A 21,060-nucleotide genomic window follows, 5' to 3' on the forward strand; every position below is an offset into this window, starting at 1 on the left:
GCTGGCAGACTTGGTCTGTGACCGCTCCACCCCAGACCCTGCCGCTCACGCACGGCCCGCTGCGCTCCATAGAACTCGCCACCGCAGCGGTTCTCGGGGGCGTGACCGTGGGTTTGGTGACGGTCGGGGCGCTGGTGCCGGTGCTGCATGCGGTGGAATTGGTTGCGGCCGTTCCCATGGGTTTGCTGGCGCACCGGTATCGGTTGCGGGCCAGTGTTACGGCGGCGATCGCGGCGACGCTGGTCACCTTCGTGGCGGCCGGAATGGTTCCGGCGATCGCGGTGGTCAGCGTGGCGACCATCGGCGGGATCATCGGCACGGTCAAGCGGCGCGGCGGCGGACTGCCCGCCGTGCTCGGGCTGTCCACCATCGCGGGGCTGGTCGCGGCCGGGAGCGCGCTGGGCATGCTGGCCCTGTTCAGCACCACCCGGCAGCTGCTGTTCGACAATGCGCGCAACTTCGCCACCGCGGCGGAGAAGCTGCTGTCCCGGCAGCATCGGCTGGCCGCGCTCGGGCACGAGGTCGTGTCGGTGGTCGACCTGGTGCTGCGCTGGTGGTGGGCGTTCGTCGGGGGCGGCGCGCTCGCGGGCATGATCGTCACCGCGGTGATCTCCTGGTTCGTGCTCGGTTCGGTCCTGGACCGGCTGACCTGGCTGCCCGGCCGCGACCTGCTGGCCGCCCCGGCCGACGACCGGCCGGTCGCGCCGCTGCCGGTCACGCTGCGCGACGTGGCATTTCGCTATCCGGGCGCGCGGGCCGACGCGCTGCACGGCATCGATCTCACGGTGGATGTCGGGGAATTCGTGGCCGTCGTGGGTCACAACGGCTCGGGCAAGTCGACGCTGACCCGGGTGCTGGCCGGGCGGCCGCCGACGTCGGGCACCGTGGAACGGCCCGGCTCGGCGGGATTGGGCCTGCTCGGCGGCACCGCGTTGGTGCTGCAGCGGCCGGAGAGCCAGACCCTCGGCGTGCTGGTCGCCGACGATGTGGTGTGGGGGTTGTCCCCGGAGCTGGCCGCGGAGGTCGATATCGAGGGCCTGCTGCGCGAGGTCGGTCTCGACGGCCTGGGCGGCATCGAGACCGCGACGCTGTCCGGCGGGCAGCAGCAGCGCCTGGCCGTGGCCGCCGCGCTGGCGCGCAGGCCCGCGCTGCTCGTCGCCGACGAGGCGACCTCGATGATCGACCCGCAGGGCCGCCGCGAACTCGTCGCCCTGCTCGCGGAGCTGCCCCGGCGGTATCCGATGGCGGTGGTGCTGGTCACCCATCACGAGGCCGACGCCGCGGCCGCCGATCGGGTCGTGCACCTGTTCGGCGGGCGGCAGGTGGACGGGCTGCCGCGGTGGCCGCGGCCGGTGGGCGACCCGCGGCGGCGGCCGATCGGCGAGCCGCTGCTGGAGCTGCGCGATGTGCGCTACACCTACAACCCCGGAACCCCATGGGCCGCACCGGCATTGCACGGGGTGAACCTCACGGTGCGGCGCGGCGAGGCGCTATTGATCGTGGGCGGCAACGGATCCGGTAAATCGACGCTCGCGTGGATCATGGCCGGGCTGACCGTGCCGACCTCCGGCAGCTGCAAGCTCCGCGACTTCGGCGGGGCGCGGCCGGTGCACAAGCGAATCGGCGCGGTGGAGCTGGCATTTCAGCATTCCCGCCTGCAACTGCAGCGGCAGACGGTGGCCGAGGAGATCGCGGACTGGGGTCAGGGCACCGGCACCGGGGCGGTCGGGCGGGCGCTGGACGCGGTCGGGCTGGACCGGGCGCTGGCGTCGCGGTCCATCGAGGAATTGTCCGGTGGGCAGGCCAAGCGGGTGGTGCTGGCCGCGATGGTGGCCGCCCGCCCGCAGGTGGTGGTGCTGGACGAGCCGCTGGCGGGCCTGGACCCGCAGGGCCGGGCCGAGGTGGTGGAACTGCTTGCCCGCCTGCGTGATTCGGGCCTGACGCTGATCGTCATCTCGCACGATGTGGAGGATATGAGCGCCGTGTGCGATCGCACCGTGTACCTGCGGGCCGGGCTGATCCTGGACGGCGCGCCCGAGGCCGCGGCCGACGAAAACCACGTTCCCACAGTGGCTTCCGACAGATTATCGGCACACCTGGCGCAGTTACGGCTGAATCGGCCCGATACCGGCGGCGATACGGGGGTGGCGCGATGAGTCTCGTACTGCTGCGGCAGGTTCCCGTCGACAGCCCCGTGCATCGGCTGTGGGCGGGCACCAAGATGATCGGCGCGTTCGCGATCAGCCTGCTGCTGATGGTCGCGCCGTCCTGGCCGGTGCTCGGCCTGATGGTGGTCTTCCTGGTGGCGATCGGGCTGGCGGCGCGGCTGCCGCTGGGCACGCTGCCGCGGCTGCCGTGGTGGTTCTGGGCGCTGATGGGCGTCGGTGCGCTGTTCAACGCCCCGACCGGGCTCGCGCCGACGGTGCGCTATCTGCAGGTGGTGGTGTTCGGGCTCATCCTGCTGGCCATGTCGTTCCTGGTCGCCTGGACCACACCGATGAGCGAGATCGCCCCGGCGCTCGCGAAACTCGGTGCGCCGCTGCGTCGGTTGCGGATGCCGGTGGACGAGTGGGCGGTCGTGGTCGCGCTGACGCTGCGCGGCCTGCCGCTGCTGCTCGACGAGATCCGGGTGCTGCGCGCCGCCCGACGGCTGCGCCCGAAGGAGCCGCTGCTGATGCGCAGCACCGACCCGCTGATCGACATCCTCACCGCCGCCATGGCCGTATCCACCCGTCGCGCAGGGGAACTCGGCGAGGCCATCACCGCACGCGGCGGCACCGGACAGCTCACCGCGTATCCGGGCACGCCCGGCCGCTCCGACGCGATCGCGCTGGCGCTCGTCGCCGCGGTGTGCGCGGCCGGTATCGCACTGAACGTCTTCCTGTAGGCCCGAATCCTCCTGCCGCACCAGTAATTTCGCGCTCAGCCCGTGGGCATGCCGATCCTGTCGCGCTCCAGCGCCGAGCGGAGTTTCGAGAATGCCTCGGCGGCGGCCACGACGGTCGATCCGTCGAGCAGTTCACGCCGCGTCCACCAGCCGTCGGCCCTCGTCGGTCAGCGCCAACAGCGACGACCTCCGATCGGCGGGATTCGGTTGGCGGGCAACCCATCCCTTTCTCTCCAGGCGGACTGGTTGCCCGGACCGGGTTTCGGGCATTGTCGGTGAATTATCGGCTGTCGCCGGAGCATCCGTTCCCGGCCGCGATCGAGGACACGCTGCGGGCCTACCGGGCGCTCCTCGACGGCGGCGAAGATCCGGCGGCCATTGCGTTCGCCGGTGATTCCGCGGGTGGCGGGCTCGACGACTCCACCCGCCTGGCCGCCCGCGCCCGAGCGGCCGGAGTGGATGTCATCCTCGACATCACCGCCGACGTCGCCCACGTCTTCCAGTGTCTCGCAGGGGTTCTCGACGAGGCGGACGAGGCCCTCGACCGCGCGGCCCTGTTCCTCACCCAGCGCATCCGCGCCCGGGATCTCAGCGGATCGAGCATCCGGGGGTAGGCGGGACGCCCGCGAATCTGTCGCTCAGGAAGTTCATTCCGCCGAAGGCCTCTCCGATGGCCGCGCCGTTGTGGGTGGGGAAGAGGGAGTGGACGGCCGTGAGGGTCGCGCCCTGGGCGCAGTAGCGGTTCAGCAGGGCGGAGAAGCCCGCGACGGGGATGACGTCGTCGGTTGTGCTGTGGTACAGGTACAGCGGGGTGTCGGGGGGCGTGCCGCCCAGCTCGTTCGGATCGGTGACGGCACGAAAGGCGGGGTGGGACAGGATGTTCGGGACCGAGGCGAAGTCATCCGCGTGTGCGCCGAAGTATTTCGGGACCAGGTCCGAGCCGCAGGCGGTGGCGTTCTCGGTCAGGGCGGCGCGGCCGCGGGCGTTGAGCAGGGTGGCCAATTCGGAGTCGGGGTGGTTGCGGGACAGCGCCAGCAGAATGAGCAGGGCGAGGCCCGCCTGGGGGCCGCCGTCGACACGCCGGGCGATGGCCGGGATGTCGGCGGGCACGCCGCCGGTGGAGATGCCCGCGAACCGGATCTCGGGCGCGTAGTCGGGGCGCAGCTGGGCGGCCCACAGGGTGGCGAAGGCGCCGCCCGAATAACCCCATCCCCCAAGGGGACTCGCGGGTCCGACGCCGTCGGGGGCGAACCGCCGGGCGGCGCGGAGGCCGTCGAGCACCGCGTGGCCCGCGGTCACGCCGTCGAAGAAGCGGGAGTGCGGGCCCTCGTAGTCGCCGACCACCAGCGCCCAGCCCCGGCGCAGCGCCTCCGCCATGAAGGGGACGTCGAGCATCGTGTTCACCATGCCGGGGTCGCGCCCGCCGCCCAGGGCGAACGACGGCGCGCAGCGGGTGCCGAGGCTGTCCTCGGCGACCTGATACGCGAGCAGGGGGCGAGGCCCGGGCCAGGGCACCGGCGGCACGAGCACCGTCGCGACATCGAGCGTCGGAGCGCCCTCGGAATCGGTTGTGCGATAACGCAATTGCCAGGCCGACACCGGGATCGGCAGGCCGAACACGGAGATACCGCGCACGCCGAGCAGCGCGCCGTTCGGCCGTGCCGCCAGGTCGGCGGGCGCGGCGTAGAACGGATCGTCGTCCGGGAACGGAATATCCGCCCGCGCAACGGGTATCGAGAAAGCGGCCAGCGCCAGCGCCGCCACACCGGCGATCACCGCCGACCGGAATCGCGACAATAGCGCTGAGCGACAAGAACTCTGCCGATCCGCCGCCGACCCACACGAAATCCCCATAACCGCCTCCCGCATCGTCGCCCCGATGCGAAGGCACGGTGAGCGCCTGTCGCAGCGACCGCGCCCCACCATCGGATCATCACGGTATCGCCGAGATACCCGCAGGTCAACGACTTAGGCGTGTCCGCGCGGGGGCGTGTTGATCGGTGACGTGGCAACCGAGCGGCGCGATGGCTGGCCGGGCATGATCGTCTTCGACACACCCGCCATGTCGGCCTTCGAGGGCACCGGGCTGGCCACGGCTGGCTCGTCAGTCCGAGGCGGGGATCCAGGCCGGGTGCCACATGCGGCCACCTTCGGTCCAGTTCATGTAGCGCACGGTGCCGGTGATCTTGGGGGTCACCCAGGCCGCGCCCTTGCGCTCGTCGGGGGTGAGGTCGTTGGCGAACGGGCTGGTCTTGCGGTCCAGGCGGTGCAGGCGGGTGGTCAGGTCGGTCATCTCCTGTTCGCTGAAGCCGGTGCCGACCCGGCCCACGTAGTACAGCCGCCCCTCGTGCGGCACGCCGATGAGCAGCGAGGCGAACTGCCGGACGTCGCTGCGCCGCCAGCCGCCGACCACCACCTGCTGGGTGCGCCAGTTGCGGGTCTTGAGCCAGGATTGGCCGCGGCGGCCCGGCAGATACACCGAATCCTTGCGCTTGGCGATCACCCCCTCCATGGCGTGCTCCTGGCTGTAGCGCAGCGCCTCGGCGCCCGACCCGTCGATCCGGGGCGGGACCACCAGCGAGGGCGCGCGCCCGGCCAACGCCTCGAGCACCCGCCGCCGATCCGAATATCGTTTGCGCAGTAGCGAAGTGCCGTCCAGATAGAGCACGTCGAAGGCGACGAACACCGCCCGCGCCGCATCGTGTTGCAGCAGACCGAGATTCGCGGCGCCGTGATCGTCGAACACCACCGCCTCGCCGTCGAGAACGGCGCTGTGCCCGGCCAATTCGGTACCGAGCGCGGCCAGGCGCGGATAGCGGCCGGTGACCACGTTCCCGGCGCGGCTGCGCAACACGACCGCGCCGGAATCGATCTCGGCGATCAGGCGGAACCCGTCCCACTTGGTCTCGAAGGCCCATTCGTCGGCGTCGAGATCCGAGACGTCGCCGGGGGTGGCGAGCATGGGGGTCAACCCGCGCGGCATCGCGGTGGGCTGCCGCGACTTTCCGCTGCCCGGTATCGACACCTCCTGCCGGGGCTCGGATTTCATCAGGTGCATGAGCCACTGCTTGCCCTCGGTCCGGATCAGGGCGTAGCGCCCGTCCAGGCGGTGGCCGTGCAGGCGGACGATGACCTCGTCCTCGCGCCACTTCTCGGTCTCGTAGGTGCCGGAGTCCCAGATGGTCATGGTGCCGCCGCCATATTCGCCCTTGGGGATGGTGCCGTGGAAGTCGAGGTACTCCAGCGGATGGTCCTCGGTGTGCACGGCCAGGCGATTCTCGTCGCGGGAGGTGGGCGGGCCCTTCGGCACCGCCCAGGACACCAGCACGCCGCCGCGCTCCAGCCGCAGATCCCAGTGCAGGCGGCGGGCGTGATGCTCCTGGATGACGAACCTGTCCCCCGCGCCCTCGGCGGGCGGGCCCGACGGGACCGGCTCGGGGGTGCGGGCCGGGTCGCGGCGGGCGCGGTAGGTGTCGAGTCGGTCCGAATCTCGCTGCGGCAGCGGCGGATCGAGCCCGGCGATGAGGTCGCCGCGGTCGCGCCAGCGGGCCAGCACCTCGTCGAAGGTGAGCTGGCGCAGGCGTTTGCGGTCCTCGATCTCGGCCCAGGTGCGCGGTGCCGCCACCGTCGGGTGGGTGCGGCCGCGCAGCGAATACGGCGCGATGGTGGTCTTGGACGGGTTGTTCTGGCTCCAGTCGACGAAGACCTTGCCCGGGCGGGCCCGCTTCGCCATGGTGGCGGTGACCAGGTCGGGGTGCAGCTTCTCCAGGCCGGTGGCGACCTGTTTGGCGACGGTGGACGCGCCCTTCGCGCTCAGCACCCGATCCAGCGGGACGTAGACGTGAATTCCCTTGCTGCCGCTGGTGACCGGATACGCCTGCAGCCCGACGTCGCGCACGGTGTCGCGAATGGACAGGGCCACCCGGGCGCACTGGGCCAGTTCGACATCGGGGCCCGGGTCGAGATCGAAGACCAGGCGGGTGATCGGCCCGCGCTCGCCGTCGGCGAAACGCCATTGCGGCACATGGATTTCCAGCGCCGCCTGCTGCCCCAGCCAGGCCAGGCCCGCGACCGAATCGATGACCGGATACACCACGCGGCGGTCGGAATGCGCGACGGTGTGGCGGTGGATCCACCGGGGGGCGTGCGCGGCCAGATTCTTCTCGAAGAACGAGGGCTCCTCGACACCGTTCGGCCAGCGCTTGCGGGTGACCGCGCGCCCGGCGATATGCGGCAGCAGGGCGGGCGCGATCTCGGTGAAATAGTCGATGACCTGGCCTTTGGTGGTGCCCGTGGCCGGGTACAGCACCTTGTCGAGGTTGTTCAGCTCAACCTCGATGCCCCCGAAGTCGCGGCGCGACACCATCTTCGAAGTCTAGAGGGTGGCACCGACATCCCGGCAGCGCCGAGACGACGACGGGCCGTTCACGTCCCGGATGGGGACAGCGAACGGCCCGTCGGCGGGTAGTTCAGCCTTGCGGTTCGGCCGGTGGTTCCGGCGCGGGCGGCGGCGTTTCCGGCTGGTTCTGCTCGGGAACGGCGTTCTTGAGCGCGTCGGCGCCCTTGTTGATCTGGTCCGAGTATTTTCCTCCGGTTTTCTCATCGATGAATCCCCCGGCCTTGTCCACTGCCTCGTGGATCTTCTCAGCGTTCTCGGCGGCGGCATCGCGGCCCTTGCCGACCAAGCCCTTGAGCGTGTCCATCAGACTCATCAGTCCTACTCCTTCACTCTCGGTCTCCGGTGGATCTAGCGGACATCCTCCCACCATGAGACCTGCGGCGATAGCGCATTGGCATCGATACGTTGCCCGGGCAGCGGAACGGCGACGGTGGTTCCGGCCGCCCGGGCCGCGGTGACCAGCCGCCGGACCGGTTCGGACCAGCCGTGGAAGGCCAGATTGAAGGTGGCCCAGTGAATGGGCACCAGCAGGCCGTGCGCCGCGTCGCCGACACAGACGTCGGCGTGCGCGCGGACCGCCTCCTCCGGATTCATGTGCACGTCGGGCCAGTGCTCGTCGTAGGCGCCGATCGGGAGCAGGGTCAGGTCGAACGGGCCGAGCGTCGCGCCGATCTCGGCGAATGCCTTGGTGTAGCCGGTGTCGCCGCCGAAGTAGGCGCGATGGGCCGGGCCCGCGAACGCCCACGACGCCCACAGGGTGGTGTTGCGCACCAGGCCGCGTCCGGAGAAGTGCCGGGCCTCGGTACAGGTGATCGTCAGATCGCCGTCCCGGGCGCGGTCCAGCTCGGACAGGGAAACCGATGTGCCCCAATCCAATTCGACGATCCGCGCGTCGGGCACCTGCCACTTGCGCAGATGGGCGCCGATGCCGATCGGCACGATGAACGGGGCGTCCTGGCTGTCCATCAGTGCACGGACCGTCTCCCGGTCCAGGTGGTCGTAGTGGTCGTGCGAGATGACGACGGCGTCCAGCCGGGGCAGGCGGTCCACCGGCAGCGGGACCGGGTGCAGGCGGGCGGGTCCGACCAGCGACGACGGCGAGACCCGCTCGCTCCATACCGGATCGGTGAGAATGCGGTAGCCGTCGATCTCCAGCAGCGCCGAGGCGTGGCCGTACCAGGTGACCGCCAGCGCCCCGGCCTCGTCCGGGGATTCGGGTTCGGCCAGCGGGATGCGGCCCACCGGATGCCCCGCGCCGCGCCGGGTGAGCGCCGAGAACAGCAGGGACACACCGGATCCGGAGACGAACTGACTGCTCGGCTCGGTGTTGTGGAACTGCCGGTCGCGGTAGCCCGCCGAGCCGGTCGCCACCGGGGCGATCGCGGACACCGACGCGCCCAGCGCCGACGGGATTCCCCAGGCGGCCCGCACGATCCAGGTCAGGCCCACCGCACCGGCCGCGCCGAGGGCGACGCGCCGGGCGAGCGTGACGATCGGGCCGCCCATCAGCGCCCCTCGAACTTCGCCGCGCGCTTCTCGGCCCGGGCCTGGCGCGCCTCCTGGGCGTCGGCGCTGAGCCAGGCGGCCTGTAGCGCCTCGGCCTGCTCGGGCGACGCGTCGTCGCGGGTGCCGTCGTCGTTCAACACCAGCTTGAGGTGCCGCAGCGACAGCGGGGCGAGCTCGGCGATCGACTTCGCCCACGCCTGCGCGTCGGCGAGCGTGCCGATCCGGTTGGCGAAGCCGAAAGTGTATGCGTCGGCGGCGGATACGGTATCCGCGCCGAGCAGGACGGTGCGCGCCGGGCCGCCGCCGATGAGCGAGACCAGGCGGCGCACGGTCCACCCGTCCACGGTGATGCCGAGTTTCGCGGCCGGGATGGCGAGGTAGGAATCGGGGCTCATCACCCGCAGGTCCGACGCCATCGCGAGCTGCACGCCCGCGCCGACCGCGCCACCGTTCACGGCGGCGATGACCGGAACCGGAAGGGACTCGATGGTGCGGAGCATGGCGCGCAGGCCGTCCAGGAAGGGCATCGAGTACACCCCGGTCAGATCGGCGCCGGCGCTGAACACCGAGCCCTGGCCGGTGAGCACGATGACCCGGGCATCGGCGGCGGCGGTCGTGACGGCCTCGTGCAGCGCGGCCACCAGCTCCTCGTTGAGGGCGTTGCGGCGCTCCGGACGCTGTAGTTCGATGGTGACCACGTCGCCGTCGCGGCTCACTGCGAGCATCTGGCCTCCCCATTCGTGCGGTTGTTCGATGTTCATGGGACCGACGTCCACTCTATGCGGCGTAAGGTTGCTTCTCCGTACCCGACGCACCCCGCGTACTGTGACGGCGGTGACCGCACCCGATTTCGAGATCCTGGTAATCGGCGCCGGGCAGGCCGGATTGTCCGCCGGATATCACCTCCAACGCCTCGGATTGCGGCCCGAACAGGACTTTCTCATGGTGGACCAGGCGCCCGCACCGGGCGGGGCCTGGCAGTTCCGCTGGCCGTCGCTGACGCTGAGCACCGTGAATCGGGTGCACGACCTGCCCGGCATGTCGTTTGCCGAGACCTTGCCGACGGGCTCCGACAGCGTCCCCGCCGCTACCGCGGTTCCGCGGTACTTCGCGCTCTACGAGAAGCGCTTCGATCTGCGGGTGCGTCGGCCGGTCACCGTGCGGGTGGTGTGCGATCGTGCGACGGCGTCGACCTGCCCGGACGCCGAGGTGGACGGGCTGCTGCACGCGGAGACCGCGCCCGCGGATTCCCGTGTGCCCCTGGGCAATCCGGCGACCGTGCGGGTGCGCGGACTGATCAATGCCACGGGAACCTGGGACAAGCCGTTCATCCCGTACTACCGCGGGGCGGAGACCTTCGCCGGGCGGCAGCTGCACGCGCACGACTATCGGACGGCGGCGGAATTCGCGGGCAAGCATGTGGTGGTGGTCGGGGCGGGGATTTCGGCGGTGCAGCTGCTGGACGAGATCTCGCAGGTCACGAGCACCACGTGGGTGTCGCGCACGCGGCCGCGGTGGCGGGAGGGTCCGTTCTCGGCCGACGACGGGCGGCGCGCGGTGGCCCTGGTCGAGGACCGGGTGCGCCGCGGGCTGCCGCCGCGCTCGGTGGTGTCGGTGACCGGGCTGCCCGTCGACGACCGGGTCCGGGCGGCGCGCGCCCGCGGGGCGCTGGACTGGCATCCGATGTTCCGGCGCATCGAACCCGACGGGGTCCGCTGGGCCGACGACACCTTCCAGCCCGCCCAGGTCATCCTGTGGGCGACCGGTTTTCGTAGCGCCCTGGACCATCTCGCCCCGCTGCGCCTGCGCGGCCCCGGCGGCGGAATCACCATGTCCGGCCGCCTCGCCACCCAGGTCGCCGCCGACCCCCGCATCCACCTACTCGGTTACGGGCCGTCGGCCAGCACCATCGGAGCCAATCGAGCGGGGCGGGCCGCGGCGGCGGAGCTGACTACGTATTTGGGGTTGCGCTGAGGTCCCGCGACCTCAGACGTTCAGGCCCGCGGTGAATTCGGACGGGTCGGGGCCGACGCGTGAACCGGTGTCCAGGGCGGAGATGGTCCGCATCTGGTCCGGGCCGAGGTCGAAGGTGAATACGTCGAAGTTCTCTTGGATTCGGCTGGGGTTCACCGACTTCGGGATGACGATATTGCCGAGTTGCAGGTGCCAGCGGATGATCACCTGGGCCGGGGTGCGGCCGGTGTCGGCGGCGATCCGGGCGATGGTGGGGTCCTTCAGCTCCGCGCCCTGGCCCAGGGGGCTCCACGCCTCGGTGGCGATGCCCTGTTCGGCGTGGAAGGCGCGTAGCTCCGCCTGGCCGAGGCTGGGATGTAACTCGATCTGATTGACCGAGGGGGTCTCGCCGGTCTCGCCGATGACCCGCTCCAGATGGTCGCGGTTGAAGTTGGAGACGCCGATCGAGCGAATCAGGCCCTGCGACTTCAGCGATTGGAAGGCGCGGAAGGTGTCGACATAGCGGTCGGCCTGGGCGACCGGCCAGTGGATGAGATACAGGTCCAGGTAGTCCAGGCCGAGGCGCGCCATGCTGGCGTCGAAGGCGCGCAGCGTCGAGTCGTAGCCCTGTTCGGCGTTCCACAGCTTGGTGGTGACATAGACCTCGTCGCGCGGTAGCCCGAATTCCCGGATGGCCCGGCCCACCTCGGCCTCGTTGCCGTAGATCGCCGCGGTGTCGATGCTGCGATATCCGGCCCGCAGGGCCGCGGTGACGGTGTCGAACGCCTCCTCGTCGGCGACCTGGAACACGCCGAAACCGAGCTTGGGGATCACATTTCCGTCGTTGAGCACAACGGACGGCACTGAGCTGGACTCGCTGCGAAAGGTCACCTTTCGACCGTAGAAGGGGTTTGCCGAGCCGTCAACGACCCTCGGCGCGTGTTGGTACACACTTGACAATCTGTTGTGTTTTCCTAACACTCTGTTGTGTGAGCCCAGTCCGAAGGGGGGAAACCCTCCCGATTTTCAATCGAATCGCGGTCTTGCGGGCGGAGCATCGAATGAGTCGCGCGGCCCTCGCCGAGGCCGTCAACGTCAATACCCAGACCATCGGCGCGCTCGAGCGTGGCGATCACTACCCCAGCCTCGATCTGGCCCTGCGCATCTGCGACGTGTTCGGCCTGCCGGTCGAGGCGGTGTTCTCCCGCACCGAGTTCAGCCCACTGTCGGCCGAGCTCTACCGCCGCCCCGGCCCCGCAGCCCAGGAAGGACAGTCATGACCCACCCGAGCATCGGCCTGCTGGATCGCTACCAGGAGTATCGAGTCCGCCGCTGGCAGGAGCGCGAGCAGAAGACGGCCGGGATGCTGCCCGGCTGGCGCACTCGCGCGCGGCGACGCACGCTCGTGATCGTCGTCGCCGCGGCGATTATCACGATGTTCGTGATCGGCCTGCTGTGCGTGTTCGACCTGCGCTGGTTGCCGGTGGCCCTGATACCCGTGGCGCTGGGGTTCATTCCCGCGTGGGGCATTCTGCGCATCACCCTCGACAGTCACGACAACGCGCCCGATCAGGCACTCGACGAGATGGAGATCGAGCAGCGCAATACCGCCCGATCCATGGGGCTCGCGGTAACCCAGGGACTCACGGTGATCCCGGTCTTCTACCTGATCCTGATCGGGGCATTCCTCCCCGACGCCGACGCCTTCCGCACGGCATACGCCGGTGGCACCATGGCCCTGGCCGCCCTCCTCGCCGGTGGTTGCACCCCCGGGATGATCCTGGCCTGGACCCGCCCGGACCCGGACCCCGAGCCCTGACCCACCCTTCGATCCCGCTCGCGCCCTTCATGATTCCGGCGTGCTTTCGGCCGGAATCTTGCGTGAGATCCCGGCCAAAAGCACGCCGGGATCACGGTGTGGGCGCGACCGGGACCATGGGGGCGCACGACCGGGATCATCGTGAGCACGCGACCGGGATCACGGCGAGCGCACGACCGGGATCACGGTGGGGCGCACGACCGGAACCATCGTGAGCACCCGGCCGGAACCATCGTGGGGCGCACGACCGGAACCATCGTGAGCACGCGACCGGGATCACGGCGAGCGCATGGCCGGGATCATCGTGAGCGCGCGCGGACCGGGATCATGGTGTGGGCGTGGGCAGGCCCAGGCGGCGGTAGCGGGTGTGGCGGGTGGTGCGGAGGGTGGGGAGGGGGTGGGTGCGTAGGGTGGATAGTTCTTCGGCGATGGTGGAGATCATGCGGCGGGCGAAGTCTATGGGTTCGGTTGCGGCGTCGGGGAATTCGGGGACTATGCGGTCCACTATGCCGTCGGCCAGTAGGTCGAGGGAGCGGATGCGTTGGGCGGTGGCCAGTTTCGCGGCGTGGTCGGTGTCGCGGTAGACGATGGCGCTGGCGCCCTCGGGTGGGAGGGGGGCGAGCCAGCCGTGGGTGGCGGCCAGGACGCGGTCGGCGGGGAGGAGGGCGAGTGCGCCGCCGCCGCTGCCCTGGCCCAGCAGGACCGAGACCGTGGGGGTGTCGAGGGTGACGAGATCGGCCAGGCAGCGGGCGATTTCGGGGGCGAGGCCGCGCTCCTCGGCCTCCTGCGACAGCGCCGCGCCGACGGTATCGATCACCAGCACCAGCGGGAGCCGCAGCTCCTCCGCCAGCCGCATGCTGCGCCGAGCCTCCCGCAGCGCAGCCGGGCCCATGGTGTTCTCGCCGCTCTGCCCGGCACGATCGTGACCGAATATCACGCACGGCTGGCCGCGCAGCCGGGCAAAGGCATGCACGACGGTCCGATCCGCCTCCCCTTGGCCGGTGCCACTGAGCGGGACCCGGTCCGTCACATGACGTAGTAGCTCCCGAATGCCGGGGCGATCGGGGCGACGGGAGATGCGGACGGATTCCCATGCGGGGGTGGTGTTCTCGGGGTGGGCCCCGGCCAAAAGCGTGCCGGGGACATTGGGAGGGGACGCGCCGGGGATATCGGGAGGGGGCACGCCGAGACCAACGGGAGGAGGCGCACCGGGACCAACGGGAGGGGGCGCGCCAGGGCCATGAGGTCCCGTGGGCGAATTATTGTCTCCGGCAAGGGGACTCACCACGTTCAATACTCGGTGGGCGATGCGGCGGAATATCGTGATGGGGACGACGCCGTCGATTACGCCGCTGTGGTAGAGGTTTTCGGCGGTTTGGACGCCCGGGGGGAAGGGGTGGCCGTAGAGGGCCTCGTAGACGCGGGGGCCTAGGAAGCCGATGAGGGCTCCGGGTTCGGCGAAGGTCATGTGGCCCAGGGAACCCCAGGAGGCGAAGACGCCGCCCATGGTCGGGCTGCGCAGGTAGACCAGGTACGGATGGCCGCGGGTCTTGTGGGTCGCCACCGCGCCCGCGATCTTCACCATCTGCACGAAGGCGACGGTGCCCTCCTGCATCCGGGTGCCGCCGGAGGTCGGCGAGGCCAGCAGCGGCAGGCCGAGGTCGGTGGCCCGCTCGACCGCGGTCACGATCCGCTCGGCGGCCGCCACCCCGACCGAACCGGCCAGGAAACCGAATTCGCACGCGATCACCGCCACCCGGCGCCCGCGCAGGCGGCCCTCACCGGTCAGCACCGCCTCATCGATGCCGGTGCGCTCGGCGGCGGCCCGCAGCTCCGCGCGGTAGCCCGGCGCGGCGGCGACCTCGATCGGCGGCCGGTCCCAGCTCACGAACGAGCCGGGATCGAGCAGTCCGTCCAGCAGCTCCCGCGCCGAGATCGTCACGGTCAGAGCCTAACCGGGCTCGCGGCGAATGCCTGGCTCACACCGCCGCGAGGGCTAGCCCGAGCGACCCGGCCGCCAGCGCGAGATACGCGCCAGGGAACGCGATATTGCGGATCACCCCGGCCCGCACGTGCACGATCATCGCGCCCACGAAGAACAGCACCAACCCACCCGCCGCCGCGATACCGATCGGCCGCGCACCCAGCAGCCCGAGCACCAGCCCGATCGCCCCCGCCGCCTTCAGTGCCCCGAGCGCCGGAACCCAGGACGGACGCAACCCCACCGCACCGGAATTCGCCAGCACGAATCCGGCGCGGGCGAAGTCGGCGACGGCCATCCCGCCATTGGCCGCGATCGCGGCGATGGTGACAGCAAGATACGCGATGTGCATCGAAACTCCCTTTCGGCCGAACAGTGGGTAACCCCAACCTTTGTTCAGCCGTCCAGAGGCGTCCAATACCCGTGGCGATAACCGATCGGCATGGCGGCGCGGGCATGAGAAACAGCGGCCGCACCCAGCGCACGTACGGCTACATGCACTCGGTACGGCCGCTCGAAACCGGGCGACACACCGGACGATCGTCGCACCGCAGCACCGGAACCCGCTGCGGGGCGACAATCGTCAATACCCTTGCACGACCTTGCGCAGGGCGTACTCGGTCACCGAGACCAGCGCCTGCTTCACCGGCTCGCGGCGGCGGGCGTCGATCGACAGGATCGGCACGTCCGCGGGCACCGCCAGGGCCTGGCGGATGTCCTCGATGGGGTAGCGGGGCGCATCGTCGAACTCGTTGATGGCCACCAGGAACGGCAGGCTGCGCGCCTCGAAGTAGTCCACCGCGGCGAAGCTGTCCTCCAGTCGGCGGGTGTCGACCAGCACCACCGCGCCGATGGCGCCGCGGATCAGGTCGTCCCACATGAACCAGAAGCGATACTGGCCGGGTGTCCCGAATAGGTACAGCACCAGGTCATCGGCGAGGCTGATCCTGCCGAAGTCCATGGCCACCGTGGTGGTGGCCTTCGTCGGCACGGCGGCCAGACTGTCGACGCCCACACTGGCATTGGTCACCAACGCCTCGGTGCGCAGCGGAACGATCTCCGAGACCGCCCCCACCAGCGTCGTCTTACCCACACCGAAGCCACCCGCGACCACGATCTTCGCGGAGGTGGGTTTGCTGGTACGGGTATCGACCTGGGCCGTCGAATCAAATACGCCGGAGTCCACTGAGAACCCTTTCGATCAGCTCGCGACGTTCATCGTCGCTCGAATCGTCTTTCAAAGTCGCCGAAACCCGCACATGGCCTGCCTCGATGAGGTCGGCTACGAGCACTCGGGCCACCCCTATCGGAATACCCAGCCGGGCAGCCACTTCCGCGACAGATGGCGATTCTCTGCACAACTCCACGATTGACGTCTCGATGTTGGTGAGTTCGAACTGCCGCTCGAGGGCGACCGGATGCGACGCGACGAGCGCCTCCAACGCCAACTCGACCGTCGGCCGCGTACGGCCGGCGGTCAATGAGTACGGGCGGACGAGGCTGGGCTCGGCGCTTCCCAAACGCTGGTTGTCTATTTCCATCCCACCATCAGGAACCCATCGTGACGCGAGGCGTGGCCTGAACTGTCTGGCCCACTCGCTCGACCAACAAAGCCATCTCGTATCCAACCTGTCCGATATCGCAGGACGTATTCGTCAGCACCGCTAGATAAGAGCCGTCGCCGACCGCCATGAGGAGTAGGTAGCCGTGTTCCATCTCGACCACCGACTGCAGCACGGTGCCGCCTTCGAACAGATTCGACACGCCGACCGAGAGGCTCGCAAGCCCCGCGGTCACAGCCGACAGCTGCTCGGCACGGTCGACGGGCAACTGCGCGCTCGCGGCCATCAACAGACCGTCCGCCGAAACCAGCACGGCGTGAGCGACGCCCGGAACCTCGTTGGCGAAGTTCGAAACCAGCCAATCCAGCTGACGGTTCGTACCACCTAGATCGGGGTTCATCGGTCTCCTTTATCTCCGGTTAGGTTCATTGCTCTCATTGCGCGGCCATCCCGGACGCCCTGCTGGTGACGACTCAGACTTGACCTGATCGATTCGGGGTCGCGACTGCTCTGCGGTGTGCGGTCGGCGTTTCCGTTCACGCCGCCCGGCACGAGGCGGTTGCCCGGATCGCGCTGGGGCAATCCGGCCGCCGTCCGCTTCTCCGGCTGTGCCTCGATGGCTCGCCGAGCGGCCTGCCACCCTTCGTCCCCCGGTGATTCGAAGGAGGCGGCCACTTGGGACCGGTCCTGATTCGGATCCGACAGCCAGGCCGACATCATTTCGGCGAAAATGGGCGTGCCGCCCATCACCGATCCGGTGTCGTCGGCGGGCTGCAACCGGGTCTGGAAGAACGATGCCGTCTTCTGCGGATTGGACCGGAAGCTGTGCCGGCCCCGCTCGCGGCTGTCGCCGTCCGCGTCCGCCTCGGGCAGGCTCAGGCCCGGCGTCGGGGTCGGACGGGGCGGCAGGTCGGCGCCCGGCTGCCGCTGCGGCAGGCCCAGGCCGTTCGGTTCCCGCTGGGGCAGACCGTTACCGCCCGCGTCGCGCTGCGGCAGGCCGGTGCCCCCGGCCTCGCGCTGCGGGAGCCCGGCGGCACCGAGATCACGCTTGGGCAGGCCCAGACCGCTCGGATCGCGCTGGGGCAGGCCGTTTCCGGCCGGGTCGCGCCGGGGCGGCAGCCCGGCCGCACCGGAGTCGCGCTGCGGCAGGCCGCTGCCCGCATCACGCCTGGACGGAAGACCCGAATCACGCTGGTGCAGGCCACTACCCGCATCACGCCGCGGCGAACCGGACGGGCCCGCATCACGCTGCGGCAGACCGGTCGGGCCGCCCTCACGTGACGGCACACCGGTCGAACCCGCCTCGCGCTGCGGAAGTCCGGTGAGACCCCCATCGCGCGGCGGCAGACCCGTGAGGCCGCCCTCACGCGACGGCAGACCGCCGGACGAATCACGCTGCGGCGCACCACCGTCCCGCTGCGGCAGGCCCGAATCACGCTGCGGGAGACCACTTCCCGCGGAATCACGCTTGGGCAGACCCAGACCGCTCGGATCCCGCTGCGGCAGGCCCAGACCGCTCGGATCGCGCTGCGGCAGACCATTACCCGCCGCATCACGCTGCGGAAGTCCGGTCGGACCCGCATCACGCGACGGCAGACCGGTCGAACCCGCATCACGCGACGGCAATCCGGTCGAACCCGCGTCGCGCTGCGGCAGACCGGTCAGGCCCCCGTCGCGCGGCGGCACACCGCCGCCAACAGAATCGCGCTGCGGCAGACCGGTGAGGCCCCCGTCGCGAGTCGGCAGACCGCCGGACGAATCACGTTGCGGCGCACCACCATCGCGCTGCGGTAGGCCGGTGCCCGTCGAGTCGCGCCGCGGGCGACCCGGCAGGCCGGAATCGCGCTGGGGGAGACCGGTGAGGCCCTGCGGCAGGTCGCTGCCCGCGTCGCGCTGCGGCAGGCCGTTGGCCTCGGTGCCGCGCTGCGGGAGGTCGCCCCCGGCGGGCTCGCGCTGCGGCAGACCGCCTATGCCGGGCCGACGCGGCGGCAGGCCGTTGCGGCCCGAATCGCGCTGCGGCAGACCGGTCGCACCGTTCGCGGTGGTCTCGCCGGAGTCGCGCGAGGGCAGACCCGGCGTGGGTCGCTCGGGCGGCGCGCCGACGCCCGGCTGCGCGCTCGCGGCGGGCGGACGCTGGGGCAGGCCGCGCTGCGGCAGACCGCCGGAACCGGGCTCGCGCGGCGGCACACCACCGGCGCCCGGCTCGCGCGGCGGCACACCGGATCCCCCGGCCTGGCGCTGCGGCAGACCCGTCGGCCCCGACGGCCGCGGCGGCTGCTGGCCGCCCGCACCGGGCTGCCGTTTCAGCATGTTCGCGGCCAACCCGGGCTGCGGGGCCGCGGGGGTACCGGAACCGGGCTGCCGCTGCGGCGGCAGGGCTCCCCCCGGCTGCGCGGGCGGCGCCAGCGGGCCGCGCGCACCCGGCTCCCGCTGGGGTAGACCCGTCTTGGCGTCCCCGCCGACCAGGCCGTGCCGGACCGTCGGCCCGTTCGCGCCCGGCTGGCGCTGCGGCAGGCCACCGGGCACCGCCGTGCCGGGCTGCCGCTGCGGCAGACCGACGGACGGGGACCCGGTGGTGGCGTTGCCGCTCGACGCGGCAGCCGTGCGGTCGGCGCCGCGGCCGCGCTCGGAACCGGCCGGAATCGGCCCGCTCACACCGGGATCCACGGTGACCATGACATTGCCGCTGGGCGTGCGGGTGACCGCGCGCATCTGCATCGACGACAGGGTGCTCGACTGCTGCGGGGTCGGCGACTGCAGCCCCGGCACCTGCGCCGGAACGGTGACCGTGCCACCGGCCGGGGCCACGATGATGGCCTTGGGCACGTGCACGACGACGGTCACGCCCGGATCGCGGGCGGTGTCGATGGTCGGCCGCAGGCGCACGGTCAGGCCGTGCCGCTCGGCGAGCCGGCCGACGACGAACAGACCCATGTGCCGCGCGGTGTCGGGACCGACCTCGGCGATGCTCTCCAGGCGGCGGTTGATCTCGGCCATCTCGGCCGGCGGCATGCCGATGCCGCGGTCGGCGACCTCGATGAGCAGGCCCTGATCGTGCGCCTGGGCGAAGGTGAACTTGACGTCGGTCTCCGGCGGCGAGGCCCGCAGCGCATTGTCGAGCAGCTCGGCGAACAGGTGCGCCAGGTCGGACGCGGCCGGTTCGGTGATGGCGCCGCGCGGGGTGGCGCCCAGCTTCACCCGCTCGTAGTCCTCCACCTCGGAGATGGCCGCGCGCAGCACGTCGGCGATCTCGACCGGTGCGGACTTGGTTCGCCGCTGCCGGGTACCGGCCAGAATCAGCAGGTTGTCGCCGTTGCGGCGCATGCGGGCGGCGAGATGGTCGAGCCGGAACAGGTTCTCCAGCAGGCGCGGGTCCTTCTCGTCGTACTCCATCGCCTCGATGAGCGAGAGCTGATGGTCGACAAGGGACTTCGAACGCCGGGCCAGGGTCTCGAACATGTCGTTGACCTGGGTACGCATGGCGGCCTGATCGGCGGCCAGGCGTAGCGCCTGCCCGTGGATGTCGTCCACGGCGCGGGCCAGCTGGCCGATCTCCTCCTCGGTGTGCACCGGCATCGGTTCCAGCGGAACGTCTTCGGGGCTGGCGCCGTCGCGCAGGCGCGAGACCTCGTGGCCGAGATCGTGTTCGGCGACGCGGAGGGCGGCCAGGCGCAGCTTGCGCAGCGGGACGATCAGCGAGCGCGCGATGAGCACCGCCAGCACGAGGGCGGCGAGGATGGTGGCGACCACGATCGCGGCGTACCGGATGGCGCCGGACCGGGCATTGTCGGCCAGCGTGTTCACCCGGGCCACGATGTCGGAGCTGGACTGGCTCACGACCTTCTGATACTCCGACAGACTGTCGACCGCCGACTGCCGCAGATCCTGCAGCGGCACCTGACCCGACGCCGCCTGCGCGCCGCTGGTCATCTGAATGCGGTTGTTCACCAGCGAGGTCAGATCGGCGATGGTCGGGTCGCCGTCCTTGAAGCGGTGCGCCAGGATGCCCAGCATCTGCCGCTCGGTGTTGGCGGCGATCTGGAAGTCGCGGATGCCGTCCTTCGGGTTGCCGCGCATCGCGTCGGCCATGCCGGCGGCCTCGGAGATCAGCACCGCGCGGGTGTTCAGCGAGTCGACCAGGCGGAGCTTGGCGGCCTCGACGCCCGGGTCGGCGATGGTCGAGACGATCGCCTCCACGGTGCGGACGCTGTTCTGCCGGATCGCCTCCTCTTGGGCGAGGGCGTCGGCGGTGGTCTTCGAGGGGGCGGAGCCGCCCTGGCGAACCCCCTTGGCATTGTTGATCATTCCGTCGATCGCGGCGCGCCCGCCGGGCACGCCGTCCAGGCGCGGGGCAGCCTTCTCGGCGGCGGCGATGGCGGCATCGAGCTGTGTGAGGTCGGCGTCCTGCACCAGCGACTGGTTCGCGCCCAGCTGGACCATCTGCTCACCGGAGATGACGGCCGACGCCGCGCTCAGACCGGTGACGGCGGGAATCGCCTCGACGTGTTGGACGGCGGTATCGAGCCTGCTCGAGTCGCTGAACTGTGCTGCGATCCTGGATGCCCCGAGCACCACCGCCACGAGGAGGGGGACGGCCAGCACCGCCGTAACCTTCCAGCGCAGGTCCCAACTGCTAAGCGCCCAACGCTTCCCGCCGGACCTAGCGGCGTCACGCATCTCCCACTCACTTTCCAAACTGGCCCCAGCCACGCGCCATCAGCGAGCCTCCACGATCGCACGCGCGGCTCGACAGGCAGAGCTGGCCGAGAACTGCGGCTGGCCGAGAAATTGCGTCCATGACGGCCGAAATATGTGACATGCGATTCTAACGGATAGATAACTTCTTGTGTGACCTCTTGGCAACGTCCAGCCGTTGACCTGGCGGTTTCAGACAAAATTGAAGGTCGCGGCGTCCGCCCGGACGTCGCGTGAAGTCTGCCACAATCAGGCTGA

18 protein-coding genes are annotated in these 21,060 nt (G+C 70.6%); 6 read left to right on the forward strand and 12 right to left on the reverse strand.

Annotated features, from left to right (window positions below; genetic code table 11):
* Positions 1 to 17 precede the first annotated feature (17 nt).
* From HPY32_RS13150 to HPY32_RS46145, 3 genes are read left to right on the forward strand one after another with little or no spacing between them, the layout of a single operon-like run.
* A complete protein-coding gene (locus tag HPY32_RS13150) occupies positions 18 to 2,156 on the forward strand; it encodes an ATP-binding cassette domain-containing protein (RefSeq protein ID WP_067581039.1) in 2,139 nt (712 codons plus the stop codon).
* Positions 2,153 to 2,887: a CbiQ family ECF transporter T component gene (locus HPY32_RS13155; protein WP_067581038.1), complete on the forward strand. Its 735-nt coding sequence runs from the start codon at positions 2,153 to 2,155 to the stop codon at positions 2,885 to 2,887. Before HPY32_RS13150 ends, HPY32_RS13155 begins: the two co-directional genes overlap by 4 nt.
* The gene (locus tag HPY32_RS46145; RefSeq protein WP_269456476.1) at positions 2,851 to 3,501 is read left to right on the forward strand and encodes an alpha/beta hydrolase fold domain-containing protein; all 651 of its coding nucleotides are present in this window, start codon (positions 2,851 to 2,853) and stop codon (positions 3,499 to 3,501) included. The genes HPY32_RS13155 and HPY32_RS46145 overlap by 37 nt, the downstream gene beginning before the upstream one ends.
* Here the strand turns inward: HPY32_RS46145 and HPY32_RS13170 are convergent.
* The 5 genes from HPY32_RS13170 to HPY32_RS13190 form a co-directional block, all read right to left on the reverse strand.
* Entirely contained in the window at positions 3,476 to 4,663 is a 1,188-nt protein-coding gene (locus HPY32_RS13170) for a lipase family protein (RefSeq protein ID WP_067585253.1), read from the reverse strand. The genes HPY32_RS46145 and HPY32_RS13170 overlap by 26 nt on opposite strands.
* 328 nt (positions 4,664 to 4,991) lie before the next feature.
* The gene (locus HPY32_RS13175) at positions 4,992 to 7,253 is read right to left on the reverse strand and encodes an ATP-dependent DNA ligase (RefSeq protein WP_067581034.1); all 2,262 of its coding nucleotides are present in this window, start codon (positions 7,251 to 7,253) and stop codon (positions 4,992 to 4,994) included.
* Between the two features lie 103 nt (positions 7,254 to 7,356).
* On the reverse strand, positions 7,357 to 7,599 hold the full coding sequence (locus tag HPY32_RS13180; RefSeq protein ID WP_067581032.1) for an antitoxin: 243 nt from the start codon (positions 7,597 to 7,599) through the stop codon (positions 7,357 to 7,359).
* Positions 7,600 to 7,634: 35 nt separating this feature from the next.
* Entirely contained in the window at positions 7,635 to 8,792 is a 1,158-nt protein-coding gene (locus HPY32_RS13185; RefSeq protein WP_082870816.1) for an MBL fold metallo-hydrolase, read from the reverse strand.
* A complete protein-coding gene (locus tag HPY32_RS13190; protein ID WP_067585251.1) occupies positions 8,792 to 9,517 on the reverse strand; it encodes an enoyl-CoA hydratase in 726 nt (241 codons plus the stop codon). The genes HPY32_RS13185 and HPY32_RS13190 overlap by 1 nt, the downstream gene beginning before the upstream one ends.
* Before the next feature lie 100 nt (positions 9,518 to 9,617).
* Here HPY32_RS13190 and HPY32_RS13195 point away from each other — a divergent pair, with 100 nt between their 5' ends.
* Complete coding sequence (locus HPY32_RS13195) at positions 9,618 to 10,766, forward strand: FAD-dependent oxidoreductase (RefSeq protein ID WP_373686631.1); 1,149 nt, start codon at positions 9,618 to 9,620, stop codon at positions 10,764 to 10,766.
* Positions 10,767 to 10,778: 12 nt separating this feature from the next.
* Here HPY32_RS13195 and HPY32_RS13200 read toward each other — a convergent pair whose 3' ends face one another.
* Positions 10,779 to 11,636 carry an aldo/keto reductase gene (locus HPY32_RS13200; protein ID WP_067581030.1) on the reverse strand — a complete coding sequence of 286 codons (858 nt, stop codon included), beginning with the start codon at positions 11,634 to 11,636 and terminating at the stop codon, positions 10,779 to 10,781.
* A gap of 98 nt (positions 11,637 to 11,734) precedes the next feature.
* On the opposite strand from HPY32_RS13200, the gene HPY32_RS13205 reads away from it, so the two are divergent.
* Both HPY32_RS13205 and HPY32_RS13210 read left to right on the forward strand, forming a co-directional pair.
* Positions 11,735 to 12,025, forward strand: a complete 291-nt coding sequence (locus HPY32_RS13205) for a helix-turn-helix transcriptional regulator (protein WP_067581028.1) — start codon at positions 11,735 to 11,737, stop codon at positions 12,023 to 12,025.
* Complete coding sequence (locus tag HPY32_RS13210) at positions 12,022 to 12,564, forward strand: hypothetical protein (RefSeq protein ID WP_171982854.1); 543 nt, start codon at positions 12,022 to 12,024, stop codon at positions 12,562 to 12,564. Before HPY32_RS13205 ends, HPY32_RS13210 begins: the two co-directional genes overlap by 4 nt.
* Before the next feature lie 325 nt (positions 12,565 to 12,889).
* On the opposite strand, the gene HPY32_RS13215 is transcribed toward HPY32_RS13210, so the two are convergent.
* The 6 genes from HPY32_RS13215 to HPY32_RS13240 all read right to left on the reverse strand — a co-directional run bounded on the left by HPY32_RS13215 (position 12,890) and on the right by HPY32_RS13240 (position 20,784).
* Entirely contained in the window at positions 12,890 to 14,506 is a 1,617-nt protein-coding gene (locus HPY32_RS13215) for a carboxyl transferase domain-containing protein (protein ID WP_309247522.1), read from the reverse strand.
* Between the two features lie 37 nt (positions 14,507 to 14,543).
* Positions 14,544 to 14,897, reverse strand: coding sequence for a DoxX family protein (locus HPY32_RS13220; RefSeq protein WP_067581022.1), 354 nt, complete (start codon positions 14,895 to 14,897; stop codon positions 14,544 to 14,546).
* Between the two features lie 231 nt (positions 14,898 to 15,128).
* The gene (locus tag HPY32_RS13225; RefSeq protein ID WP_171982855.1) at positions 15,129 to 15,731 is read right to left on the reverse strand and encodes a GTP-binding protein; all 603 of its coding nucleotides are present in this window, start codon (positions 15,729 to 15,731) and stop codon (positions 15,129 to 15,131) included.
* Positions 15,712 to 16,086: a DUF742 domain-containing protein gene (locus HPY32_RS13230; RefSeq protein WP_067581020.1), complete on the reverse strand. Its 375-nt coding sequence runs from the start codon at positions 16,084 to 16,086 to the stop codon at positions 15,712 to 15,714. The genes HPY32_RS13225 and HPY32_RS13230 overlap by 20 nt, the downstream gene beginning before the upstream one ends.
* A gap of 7 nt (positions 16,087 to 16,093) precedes the next feature.
* Complete coding sequence (locus HPY32_RS13235) at positions 16,094 to 16,507, reverse strand: roadblock/LC7 domain-containing protein (protein ID WP_011207200.1); 414 nt, start codon at positions 16,505 to 16,507, stop codon at positions 16,094 to 16,096.
* Positions 16,504 to 20,784, reverse strand: coding sequence for an ATP-binding protein (locus HPY32_RS13240; RefSeq protein ID WP_067581018.1), 4,281 nt, complete (start codon positions 20,782 to 20,784; stop codon positions 16,504 to 16,506). Before HPY32_RS13240 ends, HPY32_RS13235 begins: the two co-directional genes overlap by 4 nt.
* Positions 20,785 to 21,060 lie beyond the last annotated feature (276 nt).

The sequence above is a fragment of the Nocardia terpenica genome (assembly GCF_013186535.1).
GTDB lineage: Bacteria > Actinomycetota > Actinomycetes > Mycobacteriales > Mycobacteriaceae > Nocardia > Nocardia terpenica.